The 13,092-nt window shown below is 41.1% G+C and carries 14 protein-coding genes; 6 read left to right on the top strand and 8 right to left on the bottom strand.

All coding sequences use genetic code 11. The features are described from left to right. Positions 1 to 84: 84 nt before the first annotated feature. From V7K44_RS04685 to V7K44_RS04670, 4 genes are all read right to left on the bottom strand, one after another. Positions 85 to 483, bottom strand: coding sequence for a hypothetical protein (locus V7K44_RS04685; RefSeq protein ID WP_334929083.1), 399 nt, complete (start codon positions 481 to 483; stop codon positions 85 to 87). Beyond that, entirely contained in the window at positions 480 to 1,310 is an 831-nt protein-coding gene (locus tag V7K44_RS04680; RefSeq protein ID WP_334929081.1) for a hypothetical protein, read from the bottom strand. Before V7K44_RS04680 ends, V7K44_RS04685 begins: the two co-directional genes overlap by 4 nt. 103 nt (positions 1,311 to 1,413) lie before the next feature. Beyond that, positions 1,414 to 1,923 (bottom strand): hypothetical protein, encoded by a 510-nt coding sequence (locus V7K44_RS04675; protein WP_334929079.1) that lies wholly within the window; start codon positions 1,921 to 1,923, stop codon positions 1,414 to 1,416. Between the two features lie 414 nt (positions 1,924 to 2,337). Continuing rightward, a complete protein-coding gene (locus tag V7K44_RS04670) occupies positions 2,338 to 2,742 on the bottom strand; it encodes a nuclear transport factor 2 family protein (RefSeq protein ID WP_334929076.1) in 405 nt (134 codons plus the stop codon). A 541-nt stretch (positions 2,743 to 3,283) separates the two neighbouring features. Here V7K44_RS04670 and V7K44_RS04665 point away from each other — a divergent pair. From V7K44_RS04665 to ftsH3, 4 genes are all read left to right on the top strand, one after another. Continuing rightward, entirely contained in the window at positions 3,284 to 4,069 is a 786-nt protein-coding gene (locus V7K44_RS04665) for a hypothetical protein (RefSeq protein WP_334929074.1), read from the top strand. An 80-nt stretch (positions 4,070 to 4,149) separates the two neighbouring features. After that, positions 4,150 to 4,569, top strand: a complete 420-nt coding sequence (locus V7K44_RS04660) for a GNAT family N-acetyltransferase (RefSeq protein WP_334929072.1) — start codon at positions 4,150 to 4,152, stop codon at positions 4,567 to 4,569. Positions 4,570 to 4,598: 29 nt separating this feature from the next. Then, positions 4,599 to 5,381, top strand: a complete 783-nt coding sequence (locus tag V7K44_RS04655) for an aminotransferase class IV (RefSeq protein ID WP_334929101.1) — start codon at positions 4,599 to 4,601, stop codon at positions 5,379 to 5,381. A 113-nt stretch (positions 5,382 to 5,494) separates the two neighbouring features. Next, positions 5,495 to 7,336, top strand: coding sequence for an ATP-dependent zinc metalloprotease FtsH3 (gene ftsH3, locus V7K44_RS04650; RefSeq protein ID WP_334929070.1), 1,842 nt, complete (start codon positions 5,495 to 5,497; stop codon positions 7,334 to 7,336). Between the two features lie 556 nt (positions 7,337 to 7,892). Here the strand turns inward: ftsH3 and V7K44_RS04645 are convergent. Together V7K44_RS04645 and V7K44_RS04640 are read right to left on the bottom strand one after the other, a co-directional pair. Then, positions 7,893 to 8,111, bottom strand: coding sequence for a hypothetical protein (locus V7K44_RS04645; protein WP_094350008.1), 219 nt, complete (start codon positions 8,109 to 8,111; stop codon positions 7,893 to 7,895). Positions 8,112 to 8,612: 501 nt separating this feature from the next. Beyond that, positions 8,613 to 9,389, bottom strand: coding sequence for an ABC transporter permease (locus tag V7K44_RS04640; protein WP_334716535.1), 777 nt, complete (start codon positions 9,387 to 9,389; stop codon positions 8,613 to 8,615). Positions 9,390 to 9,716: 327 nt separating this feature from the next. On the opposite strand from V7K44_RS04640, the gene V7K44_RS04635 reads away from it, so the two are divergent. Then, complete coding sequence (locus V7K44_RS04635; RefSeq protein WP_334929067.1) at positions 9,717 to 10,865, top strand: DegT/DnrJ/EryC1/StrS family aminotransferase; 1,149 nt, start codon at positions 9,717 to 9,719, stop codon at positions 10,863 to 10,865. 77 nt (positions 10,866 to 10,942) lie between these two features. Here V7K44_RS04635 and V7K44_RS04630 read toward each other — a convergent pair whose 3' ends face one another. After that, positions 10,943 to 11,716, bottom strand: a complete 774-nt coding sequence (locus V7K44_RS04630; protein ID WP_334929065.1) for a DUF561 domain-containing protein — start codon at positions 11,714 to 11,716, stop codon at positions 10,943 to 10,945. 201 nt (positions 11,717 to 11,917) lie between these two features. Further along, positions 11,918 to 12,460, bottom strand: coding sequence for a Uma2 family endonuclease (locus V7K44_RS04625; RefSeq protein WP_334929063.1), 543 nt, complete (start codon positions 12,458 to 12,460; stop codon positions 11,918 to 11,920). A 157-nt stretch (positions 12,461 to 12,617) separates the two neighbouring features. On the opposite strand from V7K44_RS04625, the gene V7K44_RS04620 reads away from it, so the two are divergent. Beyond that, positions 12,618 to 13,088 carry a GAF domain-containing protein gene (locus V7K44_RS04620; protein WP_334929061.1) on the top strand — a complete coding sequence of 157 codons (471 nt, stop codon included), beginning with the start codon at positions 12,618 to 12,620 and terminating at the stop codon, positions 13,086 to 13,088. The last annotated feature ends 4 nt before the right edge of the window (positions 13,089 to 13,092 follow it).

The following is a 13,092-nucleotide window of genomic DNA, read 5'->3' as shown; positions in this document are numbered from 1 at the left end:
TAGCTTCATGATTTGCTTGAGCCGTGTACTTGGAAACTTGTACGCACGGTTCTGAGGGGGGAAAGAGGCAGAAATGCCTCTGCCCTACCCGATTATTCCATACTGTAAACTTGATTTTTTTTGTAATGATTTACTCCAGAATAATTTGATAAAACTTACTATAAAAGTATCGTCAAATATTTTAAAGGTTTTTTTAGTAATTACTAATTTATTGTCTAGCGTAGCCTTCTTGTTACAGCAAATCTTATCGCTAAAACAGTTGTAGTACCAAATATAAGCTAGTAATTTTGGCGGAATGTATAAAGAGCAGCCTATTTCTCGCGCTTCCTCAATTTGTTTTAAAAGGGTCTTATTTAGATAAAAAGTATACTGTCCTGGTTCAACTTTAATTTCAAGTTCAATAGGAGTGCCTTGAGGTATTTGCACAAAGAAAGAGAGTTGAACATCAGCTTCATTATCTGTGTATATTTTCTCAGCGTTCATTGTCGGGATAATTTTGCGATATTTTGTATAATACCAATCAGAAAATTTAGTGTTCCACGCCACTGTTTCTCTCCAGCAACTACCCCTTCATTATGTATTTTGAGGATTAAATCTCTATCCCCTTCAGGTAATTGAAATAGCTTTTTATGATAACGACTAATAATATCTCCATCTAACTGCATAACAGTTTGAGCATAAATAATATCGATATCTACGCTGGTAATATTATCACTATTAAGTGCAGCTTTAAGCTCAGACATTTTCCGCAGCGTACGAATAAATTTGTCATTATTCAAAAGTTCTTCAATCTCTTTCCACCTTTGCTGCAAATTTTTTATACTATTTTCTTCTCGATCTGCAACAGGAGTTGGAGCTGGCAATATTGGTTGAGCTAACTTTATGTATATCTCATCAGTTGGAAGAATATTCGCTTTATGTTCCACCTGATATTTAAGACGCTCCTGATAGTGTATTATTCTGGAGTCTGGCTCACTAGTCTCATTACTTTGTTCAAGGAGAATGTAAAAATATTCTCTTTCAAGTTGTGAAAAAAGACTTGTATAACGCTTACGTAGCTCTTGAGCTTGAGTTTTCTCTGGTTCTGGTAAATCGTCTGGATTTGGAATTCCTTTGACATCAAAGTAGTCTTTGTCATTTATGGAATAAATCTCTTCATATGCTTGCCAAGCATTAAATTTTGCGCCAGTAATTTGATCCACAACCATTGTATTGACTTCTAAAGCTGTAATATCATCAACTAATTCATGTACAGATGAGACTACTTTTTCTAGCAAATCTTTGGCTTGTTCTTGAATTTTATTAGGCATAGTCATAATTTCCTTGATTTCTCTAAATAAAATTAACCTACAGGTTTGAATAAGCTCATATCCTGTAAGTATTTTTGGGTTAATATCAATTAATAAATATCAATTACTGGGGACGGGATAGCGATTGTTGCGAAGTTTTACGAGATTTCATAATTTCTATAAAAAATCCATACAACTTCTGCAAGCTTTCTATATTTTTTTGCATAATATCCCGACTTTCTTTGATTTGAGTTAGATGAAATTCGCGAAGTTCTGTATATGGCCCACTACCAACAAATTGACTACCAACTTCATTAGTTATGTCACCATCAATTAAATTGATTATGGTGTGCATTCGATTACCTGTTTGAGCAATTTGCTGCCCTTGTGGTTGTTCTAACTGAGTAGATGAGTCTGGAACCCAAGTAGTAATTTCTAGCTCGACAACTTCCACTATTGCTGTTTGAATAGCATCAATAATTCCATCAATATTGAATCCTTCTCCCTGACTATTTAGCCTCTTAACTTTTCTTTTAAATTCACTACTTGGTTTGCTAAATTGACTATTGTTTTCCATGTTTTCGATGGCTTGATCGTGAATGTTTGTGCTTTCGTTAAGAGTATTATTCACCATGAAGTTTTAGAGGTTACAGACAGATTTAAATATAAACAAAATACAATTTTATGTTATGTCAAATTTTGGAAGGCTTTTACTACAAAAAAGTAACTAAAGTCAAAATAACTTAATATTTTAATAATTTTTTACTAAAAAAAAGTTATGATTTATAAGAGCCAAATTTATCTTAGAAAAAGAATAATACCATTTTAGATTTTTGAGGTATTGCATTGCAGTGAATCCAGCACTGTGATAGCGGTTTCTCCGTTGTCCTAAGTGGCATGATTCTGAAAGAATTATTTAATTAATTAGCTTTTGGGTGTTTTGTCCCAGTCGCTATAAATCCTGACTTTTCACGGGATGCGGAAAAGAGGAATTGGTTCGCGAAGAATATACGCGAACAAACTTTTATCGTTGGCGATATTTAGAAGTTTATTCGATTAAATCTTTAAGTCCAAGGTTTAGGGACTCAGATGGAAGTGGACAAACTTCCATAGCTCGAATCAAGCCGTGTTCAAGGGTGAATCGATGACCCACGTGCTCATCGGCAAGAACTACGTAAGCATTGTCACGCACGACCTGATGCACATCGACCAAAATGCGCCCGGCCTCCTCCGAGTAAAAGGAAACCGGCTCGACGTGCGGATTGATCTCGCTCCATTGCTCCGTCCAGTAAGCGCGAACTTCTTCAGGTCCACGGACAAAACCGCCTTTGAACGCTTTCGGCCAAGCCACGTCCAGAGTCATGAGGGCAAGGGCAGCGTCAATGTCTCGCGCGTTGAAGGCTGCGTACGCCGCACGGAGCAGTTCGATTTCTAGTGCAGGTTGATCTGACATTTATTGGTATGGTGAACCAGATGCAGTAAGGACTAATAATTTATTGTACAGAGTTTAGCTGAAGCTTTTTTTTATCGACACTATCATGCCTGATGTCAGGTTTATTTCGAGGATTTCCCGTTTTTAATCCTTCTATTGTAAGAAAGGTTGTTTTATATATAGTCTCCACCTTTGTATCTTTGAAGCGGTAGGTGTTCGATACCGATACGAACAAATATACTAATGGCGTGGATTTCAGCTATGTATATATGGCAAGGGTTTTAGCAATTTTCTTGAGTTTATTTTCTTATCCCGGTTTTCTGTTTCGTTATCCCGTGAAAAGTCAGGCTATAAATCAGATATCTTTTTGTATAAAACAATACTAAAATTTCTTATATGGCTCAATAGCATTAGAGTATAAATAAGCACTAAAAGTCGATTGAGTTTGTTTGAATCAACTTTTTTATCTTACCTAGCAAAGCATAGACTCACAAATAGGCTGACTTTTCTTATACCACGATGTATACAATGATATGACTATGATAAGAAAGCCAAGGAAAATATGTTGTTATCTCGTCAAGCTTTTGCTACACCTTTTGTAATTTCTATGTGTATTTTAGGAGTTGGCTTGATTCAATTCCCACAATTGCAAAAACTAATAAATAGAAAACAATCTGCTTCTTTAGAAACTTTAAAAAAAGAAATAAAAGCTGAAAATATCCGTCTGAATTTTCTCGAAAAAACGCCTACTTTTGGTTATGATAACTTTATTGCAGATTTGGTATATCTCAATTTTCTCCAATATTTTGGAGATGATGAAATTCGGGATAAAACAGGCTACAGTTTAAGTCCAGAATATTTTGAAGTTATTCTAGAACGCGATCCGCGATTTTTAGCAGCGTATCGCAGTCTTTCGATCAGTACTTCATTATATGCTGGTATGCCGGAACGTGCGATCGCACTATCAGAGAAAGGCTTAAAATCACTATCTCCCTCAGTTCCCGAAAAGTCTTATTATATATGGCGTTTTAAAGGAGTTGATGAGTTATTATTTTTAGGCAACGCTCAAGCTGCCCAACAGTCTTTTGCAACGGCGGCAAACTGGGCAAGTAATTTTTCAGATCCAGAAAGTCAACTTGTAGCTAATACTTCCCAAAGAACTGCTGAATTTCTGAGTCGAAATCCTAACAGTAAATATGCTCAAATTTCTACATGGTCAATGGTTTTAAATAATCATGCTGATGAAAGAACTCAGAAACGCGCAATTAAGGAAATCGAAGCTTTGGGAGGAAAAATAGTTACAACTCCTGAAGGTACTAATAAAATTATATTTCCACCTAAAGATTAAATTATTGCAAGTGTAACCGAGGATTATATTCACTCAATAAGTTATAAATTTCTCACGTAGAATTGAGTAGGGTAATACTGATGTCAATACAATTGGCAGAATCTGACTTTCAAATATTAGGGTGTTTTCCTGTTATTTCTCAGTTGCGCCCGCACCTTGAGCAGGAAAATTTTGTAGAACAAGTTCGATATCAAATGAAGGAAGGATATCAACTTGCATTTTTGGAGGTAGAAAAACAAGCTGTAGCGATCGCTGGATTTCGCATTTCTAATTGTTTAGCATTAGGAAAGTTTTTGTACATTGATGATTTAGTTGTTGATGAGTTGAAACGGTCGCACAGCTATGGTCAACAATTATTTCAATGGCTAATTGAATATGCCAGAAATCATGAGTGTAAACACCTGAGTCTGGATTCTGGTGTTCAGCGATTTGCAGCCCATAGATTTTATCTCATGCAGCGTATGAGTATTACAAGTCATCACTTTTCAATCCAGTTGTAGCAACAAGCAATTTGGTTGTGACAAATAATATTTTTTGGTATAACGGCAAATTAATTCACTCTCAAATCCTAGAATTAAACATTAACGATCCCGGTTTACTTTATGGGGCAACTATTTTTACAACATTGCGGGTTTATCAGAACTCGCTAGATAGTAATTTAACTAATTGGCAAGCACACTGCGATCGCTTACTCTTCTCAATACAATCTTTTGGTTGGCAGCAACCCGATTGGAAGCGTCTGCGTCAAGGCGCTCAAATTCTTCTCCCACACTTCCCCGTTCTCAGAATCACCCTGTTTCCTGATGGGCGAGAGTGGATAACTGGCAGATTATTACCCTCAGATTTGACAGAAAAACAAAAGAATGGTATTTTGTGCGCTATTGCCAGTTCAGAATTTTCTCGCTCTCTCCCCTCTCATAAAACTGGAAACTATTTGAGTGCTTGGTTGGCAAAAACTAGCTCAGATGCTCAAGAAGCAATATTAGTCGATGCTCAAGGAAATTGGCTAGAAACCAGTACAGGCAACCTTTGGGGATGGTGCGATCGCACTTGGTACACGCCACCAATAAAGGCCGGAATTTTACCGGGAATAGTGCGATCGCAACTTGTAAATTGGTTGCAAAACCACCAGCAGCCAGTGCGAGAAGAAACTTGGAGCGTCGAGCTAGTCCAGAGATTTGAAGCGATCGCCTACACTAATAGTGTGGTAGAGATTATTCCCATTCATACCGTTAATCAGCCTTCAGGGTCGCTACAATGTAATCCCTACCATCAAAGTTTTCAGCTAATAAGGGAGCTTTTTTTAGCATGACAACCACGCCAAATTTGTTATATCTTAAGATAAGTTAACATAATTCTTAATAATCACCTTTCCGAGCAGAGAAGCTAGGCGATTGCGCGAAAAATACCGGAGGATAGACCTTAGTGAATAAAAGATGGAGAAATGCAGGGCTGTACGCGCTGCTGTTTATTGTCGTCATTGCGCTGGGAACAGCATTTTTTGACAAACAACCCCAAAGCAGAGAGACATGGCGATACAGTCGCTTTATTCAAGAAGTTCAGCAAGGCAGAGTAGAAAAAGTCAGTTTGAGTGCAGATCGCTCCACAGCACTGGTTACACCCAAATATGACCCAGCTAAACGGATTGTTACCTTAGTCAACGATCCAGACTTGATTAATACTCTGACTTCTAAAGGCGTTGATATTTCTGTATTGCCCCAAACCGACGAAGGATTTTGGTTTAAGGCACTGAGCAGCTTATTTTTCCCTGTATTGCTTTTGGTTGGCTTATTCTTCTTACTACGTCGCGCTCAAAGTGGTCCAGGCAGCCAAGCGATGAACTTTGGCAAATCTAAAGCCAGAGTCCAAATGGAACCACAAACTCAGGTGACATTTGGCGATGTTGCTGGTATTGACCAAGCCAAGTTGGAATTAAACGAAGTTGTAGACTTTCTGAAAAACGCCGATCGCTTTACCGCCGTTGGTGCAAAAATTCCTAAAGGTGTGCTGTTAGTTGGCCCTCCTGGTACAGGTAAAACCCTCCTCGCGCGTGCCGTAGCTGGTGAAGCTGGTGTACCCTTCTTCTCAATCTCTGGTTCAGAATTTGTGGAAATGTTCGTCGGTGTGGGTGCATCCCGCGTCCGCGATTTGTTTGAACAAGCTAAGACCAATGCTCCTTGTATCGTCTTCATCGATGAAATTGACGCCGTAGGTCGTCAACGGGGTGCAGGTTTAGGTGGTGGTAACGATGAGCGGGAACAAACCCTCAACCAGTTGCTCACAGAAATGGACGGCTTTGAAGGCAACACTGGCATCATTATTATTGCCGCTACCAACCGTCCTGATGTCCTAGATGCAGCCCTATTGCGTCCTGGTCGCTTTGACCGTCAAGTTGTGGTAGACCGTCCCGACTATGCCGGACGCAGCGAAATCCTCAAGGTACACGCCCGTGGCAAAACCTTGGCGAAAGATGTGGATTTGGATAAAATCGCCCGTCGGACTCCTGGATTTACTGGCGCAGATTTATCTAACCTGTTGAATGAAGCCGCAATTTTGGCAGCACGCCGGAATTTGACTGAAATTTCGATGGATGAAATCAACGACGCGATCGATCGCGTATTAGCTGGGCCAGAGAAGAAAGACCGGGTAATGAGCGAAAAGCGCAAAACCTTGGTAGCTTATCATGAAGCTGGTCACGCTTTAGTTGGTGCTTTAATGCCTGACTATGACCCAGTACAAAAGATTAGCATCATCCCTCGCGGTCGCGCAGGTGGTTTAACTTGGTTTACCCCCAGCGAAGACCGGATGGACACAGGTTTATACAGCCGCGCTTATCTGGAAAATCAGATGGCTGTAGCTTTAGGTGGTCGGCTTGCTGAAGAGTTAATCTTCGGTGAAGAAGAAGTTACCACTGGTGCTTCTAATGACCTTCAACAAGTAGCACGGGTTGCGCGTCAAATGATTACCCGATTTGGGATGAGCGATCGCTTAGGCCCTGTTGCCCTTGGTCGTCAACAAGGTAATATGTTCCTCGGACGCGATATCATGTCAGAGCGTGATTTTTCTGAAGAAACCGCCGCCGCCATTGATGAAGAAGTCCGCAAACTTGTAGATGTAGCCTACACACGCGCTAAAGAAGTGTTGGTGCGTAACCGCCACATTTTAGATGAGATAGCGCAAATGCTGGTTGATAAAGAAACAGTAGACGCTGAAGAGTTGCAAGAAATTCTGTCGAATAACGATGTGACAACTGCTGCGTTTGCTTAATTTAATGAGGAGTTAGGAGTAAAGACGCGATTAATCGCGTCTTTACAAGAGTTAGGAGTTAAGAACAATTCCTAACTTTTAAAAATTGGGGTACTTCTGGGATTTTCCAGAATTACTCCAATTTTTTAATTTATTGGCAAAAGCCCGGCCATGAAGACCGGGCTTTTAATCCGTAATGGGGTTATATTCCCCGGAGGTTCGTTATAGAGTTTCAGTATAAATCGCTAATCTGATGATAAAGACTACCACGCGAGCATAATCAGTTCCGGAAAATTAGAAAAATTTTTTAGATACACCAAAATCAAATTACTAACGTCGGCAGAACTTGCCCAAATCCTGGCACAGTGGTTGCGCGAACTTGGTATATATGCTGATTCTCTCCCATAAGAACTCGAAATCAAGGTAACTCGGAGATTTTACGAATTACCTTGATTGCGATCAATGCAAAATAATTTATGCATTCTGTCGCACGCCCCTTATGGCATCAAATAAATAACTTTCTAAATCTCGATCGGACTAACGTCAAGAGTGACTGGATACTAATCAGTTGGTTAACTTAAACTCTGGATGTCGGTTTCAAAAATAGCCATGCCACAAAGAATGTAGCTGCTGTGAATAGTTGCGTCAAATCCAAAGCAGATAGATAGCCATCTGCAAATGAAGCAATACTACGATCGGTAATGCCAAATACCCAGGATGACAGCCCAAATAGCCAAATTCCATTCTTGAGATTTCCGACGAATTCTTTAGAGTCCGATCGTTTTTGATCTTTCATAATCTTCTGTTCCGTTGGTGAACAATCTGGTCATTGATGCTCAATACCTGCCATTAGGAATTTTTTCGGATTCCTGACGCTGAATTTACATTTACTATCTATTAATAATATTAATAAATATTTCACCTACTTGACATCCCTACCCAAAAGTACATCTCATAATGATGACATTCCTCTTCTGGTTCTGTTAGCTCCGATAGACGGCAATACGTTGAGTTCTCAGCTTTACAGCCTCAGGTTGGAATACTGAAATCACATGATTTTTAAATAACCATATAAATATTTATTTATGTTTTGTATAAGATACCTCATAGGATAGATGCGTTTCCAAAATCTTTTCATATTTCAATTGTGTAGAGACTTCGTAGGGGCGCACAGCTAGCTATGCACCCCTACAAGGAAATGAAATACTTATTTACTTATTTTGGATGTAGATGAATTCCTTCACCCTACTCAGCACTCAGTACGGGCTAAACGCCCCGCTACCGCTAACAGCACTCTTCATCTCACCAACTGCGCGGCGGAATTAAAAAATTGACGACACAACCCCTTTGTGACTAAAACTGTTGTCAACAAGTTAGCAAAAGCAACCATAAACATAATCAAAATTTCGTAGGAGACAGCATCTAGAGGTTTGACACCAGCTAATAACTGTCCGGTGGTAATTCCTGGTATTGCGACCATACCTATGAGTATCATTTGATTGAGAGTAGGAATCAATCCGGCTTTGATGGCGTCTTTGCGATACTGGCTAACTGCTTGCTCTGGAGTTGCACCTAAGCTTAAATGGGTTTCTATTTCAAGATGGCTGGAATTAATGGTGCTGACAAGGCGATCGCCTGCGATCGCAGCTGCATTGGTAGCATTACCCAAGACTATCCCTGCTAGGGGAATTATATACTGTGGTTCGTACCATCTCTCTGGTTGAACAATTAAGAAGTTGATGTAAAACACTGTCACGGCGGTACTAATTAAAATTGCACCCCACACCAAAGGCAACACATGAGGAATTTTTTGGCTGATGCGATTTCGTGCGACAATCGCCGTAATTGTCAGCATTATTGCTAATAGCGCCAAAACTGCCCAAGCATTGTCTAAAGCCAAGATGAAATCTAAAATGTATCCCAATACAAGAAGTTGTAAGATGGTTCTCCCAGTAGCAAGGGCTAAGTTCAACTCTAATCCTAATTTTTCCCAGGCAGATAAACCAATGGCGATCGCCATCAATCCCACACCAATAGCTAAATCCACAAAATCCAGCTCGATCAGATCCTGCATGGGTTCTCTATTTCCTAATATTTTCTTCTCAAAGCAGTTCACACAAGAGGAACTTTGATCCGATGTGTTGGATCTTGGTTGATATATATCACTTTCATCAATTCAAAATTCCAAATGGTACGACCTTAACATGGCAAACACCTAGTATGCCTACTATCTGTAAATTAAATGTGCAGTGGTTTCCCGCACCACAATTTAAGTAAAAACCCTAATAGATGCGTATCTTGGGCGATAGTCTTTTAGTAGCTCCTCTTTGATTAACAATTCAATCAGCAAAAATTGACTGTCGAAGTGCATCCTTTGTATCTCCCGATAAAATGAGAACTCATGATCCAAAGTGTAAATCCCATCCCTGCCTTTGATATCAAGCAGCAATACACCACCATCGAAGCAGAAGTAAGTGCAGCTGTCTTAGAGGTTTTGGCTTCTGGCCGCTATATCGGCGGCCCCTTAGTTGAAGGCTTTGAACAACAATTTGCCGCCTATAATACTGTTACTGAATGTGTGGCTTGTAATTCTGGTACTGATGCGCTCTACTTAGCGTTACGAGTCTTGGATATTGGTGCAGGCGATGAAGTGATTACAACGCCTTTTACCTTTATTGCGACATCTGAAGTAATTAGCGCCGTCGGTGCAAAGCCTGTTTTCGTCGATATTGACGCGACTACATTTAATCTCGATGTGGAGCAAGTCGCAGCGGCGATTACACCTAAAACTAAAGCGATTATCCCGGTTCACCTCTTTGGACAACCCGTGGATATGACATCATTAATGGCGATCGCTCAGTCTCACAATTTGTCCATAATTGAAGATTGCGCTCAGTCTACAGGCGCGATTTGGGCGGGTGAAAAAGTCGGAAGCATTGGACATATTGGTTGCTTTAGTTTCTACCCTACCAAAAATCTTGGTGGTTGCGGCGATGGTGGAGCAATAACGACTAACGATCCAGCGATCGCTACTAAACTGCGAATACTAAGAGATCATGGTAGTAAGATTCGATATTTACATGAGGAAATAGGTGTAAATAGCCGATTAGATGCTCTCCAAGCAGCTATTTTGCAGATTAAGCTACGTTATTTAGATATTTGGAATTCTCGAAGACGAGATATCGCCAATTATTACTACCAGTTTCTTAGCCAAGTTCCGGGGATTGTCCCGCCCCAAGAATTACCTGGGGGTAGTGCCGTATGGAATCAATACACTATTCGCATATCCGGCGAAGGGCGCAATGGTTCTAGCGCCAAATATCGAGATTGGGTGCGGAGTCAATTGCAAGAACAGGGCGTGAGTTCAATGATTTACTACCCCCACCCTTTACATTTGCAGCCAGTTTATCAAAGTTTGGGCTATGAAATTGGGGACTTACCAATAGCAGAGCAAGCTTGCCATGAGGTTATATCCTTGCCTATGTTCCCAGAACTGACACAACAGCAGCAAGATCAGGTGATTTATGCATTGAAGGATTGTTTGGGTTGAGGGGAATAGGGAATAGGGAGTAGGAAATTTCCATTTTACTACTCACCACTCCCCACTCCCTACTTCTCACTCAGCACTTAGTACGGGCTAAACGCCCCGCTATCGCTAACAGCACTCAGCACTCTTGCAGTCGCTAAGGCTTCTACTAGTCCACGCACTGCGGCAATCATTGCGACTTCGCTATTGAGTTGGTTGATGGCGGAACCAACACCAACGCCAGCAGCACCAGCTGCGATTGCTAATGGTGCGGTAACGTTAGAAATGCCGGAAGCACACAATACTGGCACTGACACTACACGGGAAATTTCAAAAGCTGCTGCCAAGGTGGGAGCAGCTTTTTCAATTAATCCTAGAGTTCCGGGGTGAACTGGGTTACTGCTAGTACCGCCTTCGGTTTGGATAATGTCCGCTCCAGCTTTCACTAGTTCTTCTGCTAGCTGTACCTGTCGATCTAGTTCCAGGATGTGGGGAACGGTGACAGATAGGGTAATTTCCGGCAGGAGAGCGCGGGTTTGCTTAGTCAGCGCTAGCACTTCTGGAGCTTCAAAGCGGCGTCCTTGAGCATAGAAGGAATCGAAATTCCCGATTTCAATTAAATCAGCACCAGCTGCGACAGCTTGCACAAATTTCTCTGGATCTACTGCTGATACACAAATAGGTAAATTTGTCAAATTTTTAGCTAGCTGTACTAAAGCTGGATCGGCGGCAATATCGACAAAAGTAGCACCGCCAAATTCAGCAGCTTTGACAGTAGCAGCGACACTAGCAGCGTCGAAGTTATTTAAACCGCTAATCACTTTGAGAACGCGGCGGTTAGTAAATGCACGTTGGAGTGTGGAATGCATCGTCATAGTTTGGCTTTTGAAGCTACGAAAATTAGGTATATTCTACCGTCCCTCAGTTGATCGGGAACTAAATCACTATGGTAGTTGCCAAATATTGATAATTTTATCCTTATTGCCACTAGTCAAAGTTTTGCCATCTGTACTGAAAGCGATCACATCAACTTCTAATTCCATCCATCTACGTCCGTAGGATTTTTTACCACTATCCTAGTCAAACTCTAGAGGCCACAAATCTGCAATTGGTACTTCCCATCCTGGGAGCAGTTCGGGAACTGTTAAAATATCGCCATCACGAAGTATTATTGGCTCTTGTCCAAAATTGTAAACTTCAACAATCCGCTCATCTGGATTGAGCAAAATTCCTACCTTAGTTCCCAAACTCAGAAATTCTTGAATTTTGGCTCTCAAATCCTCTAAATTATCGCTAGGGGACTTCACCTCTACAGTCAAATCGGGAGCCAATTGAGCAAAAGACTTCGGACTACGACGCAACCGTTCGGCTAAAACAAATGAAGCATCTGGTGCGCGCAAATCGGAATTAGGCAACCTGAAACCGGCGCTAGAAGCTGCTGTTCGTCCTAGTTTGCGCGGTCTAACCCAGTTATGTAACTGGGCAATCATCGCAGCTGCAACCTCATCTGATTCGTATCCTGATGGACTCATAACAATAATATTACCCTTGATTAGTTCCATACGAAAGTCAGGGTGCTGTTGCTGCATTTGTTCCAAGTCTTCAAGTGTTAGGGACATAAAACCTCTAGTTACACGTCTCTATATTAATTATGGAGACAACAGACCTCTCCAGGTGCGATCGCCCCATAAATTCCCCTGACTTTTCACGGGATTATGCAACGCCATTTTCCTAATTACTTTCCGCGTTTACGATCAAACTTTATTTCCTACGACTATGACTTTAGATACCAAACCCATTTTTGATATCCTGGCTGATGAAGAGTCTGGCATAGACTGGAACCGACTGCTGACCAAAATCCTGGCAGCTTTCGACTGCTCTACAGGTAGCATCCATACCCTAGATAAAGACAGCCAGTTATTGCACGTAAAGGCTTACCAGGGCATTCCAGAATTGCTTTTGCCTAAAATGACGATAATTCCCATTGGTAAAGGAATGGCTGGTGTCGCCGCCGAACGCAAGCGACCCGTACAGATTTGCAACCTGCAAACCGACGAATCAGGAGTGGCTAGACCCTCAGCAAAAGAAACGAAGGTAGAAGGTTCCATCGTAGTGCCGCTGATGCTGAATGGCCAATTGCATGGTACTTTAGGCATTGCCAAGCCAGTTCCCTACGAATTTACTGCCGAAGAGGAAGAGACACTGATGGAGATTGGAGAGTCCATTAGCCGGAAAATCGTCAGTTAAAATC

Origin of the sequence: Nostoc sp., from assembly GCF_036917235.1 — a bacterium.
Taxonomy (GTDB): domain Bacteria; phylum Cyanobacteriota; class Cyanobacteriia; order Cyanobacteriales; family Nostocaceae; genus Nostoc.
This window is presented reverse-complemented; position numbering and strand designations above follow the sequence as displayed.

Bases quoted from the DNA above. Each gene is read 5' to 3' on its own strand.
- V7K44_RS04685 (WP_334929083.1), bottom strand. From the start codon at position 483: ATGAACGCTGAGAAAATATACACAGATAATGAAGCTGATGTTCAACTC.
- V7K44_RS04680 (WP_334929081.1), bottom strand. From the start codon at position 1,310: ATGCCTAATAAAATTCAAGAACAAGCCAAAGATTTGCTAGAAAAAGTA.
- V7K44_RS04675 (WP_334929079.1), bottom strand. From the start codon at position 1,923: ATGGTGAATAATACTCTTAACGAAAGCACAAACATTCACGATCAAGCC.
- V7K44_RS04670 (WP_334929076.1), bottom strand. From the start codon at position 2,742: ATGTCAGATCAACCTGCACTAGAAATCGAACTGCTCCGTGCGGCGTAC.
- V7K44_RS04665 (WP_334929074.1), top strand. From the start codon at position 3,284: ATGTTGTTATCTCGTCAAGCTTTTGCTACACCTTTTGTAATTTCTATG.
- V7K44_RS04660 (WP_334929072.1), top strand. From the start codon at position 4,150: ATGTCAATACAATTGGCAGAATCTGACTTTCAAATATTAGGGTGTTTT.
- V7K44_RS04645 (WP_094350008.1), bottom strand. From the start codon at position 8,111: ATGAAAGATCAAAAACGATCGGACTCTAAAGAATTCGTCGGAAATCTC.
- V7K44_RS04640 (WP_334716535.1), bottom strand. From the start codon at position 9,389: ATGCAGGATCTGATCGAGCTGGATTTTGTGGATTTAGCTATTGGTGTG.
- V7K44_RS04635 (WP_334929067.1), top strand. From the start codon at position 9,717: ATGATCCAAAGTGTAAATCCCATCCCTGCCTTTGATATCAAGCAGCAA.
- V7K44_RS04630 (WP_334929065.1), bottom strand. From the start codon at position 11,716: ATGACGATGCATTCCACACTCCAACGTGCATTTACTAACCGCCGCGTT.
- V7K44_RS04625 (WP_334929063.1), bottom strand. From the start codon at position 12,460: ATGTCCCTAACACTTGAAGACTTGGAACAAATGCAGCAACAGCACCCT.
- V7K44_RS04620 (WP_334929061.1), top strand. From the start codon at position 12,618: ATGACTTTAGATACCAAACCCATTTTTGATATCCTGGCTGATGAAGAG.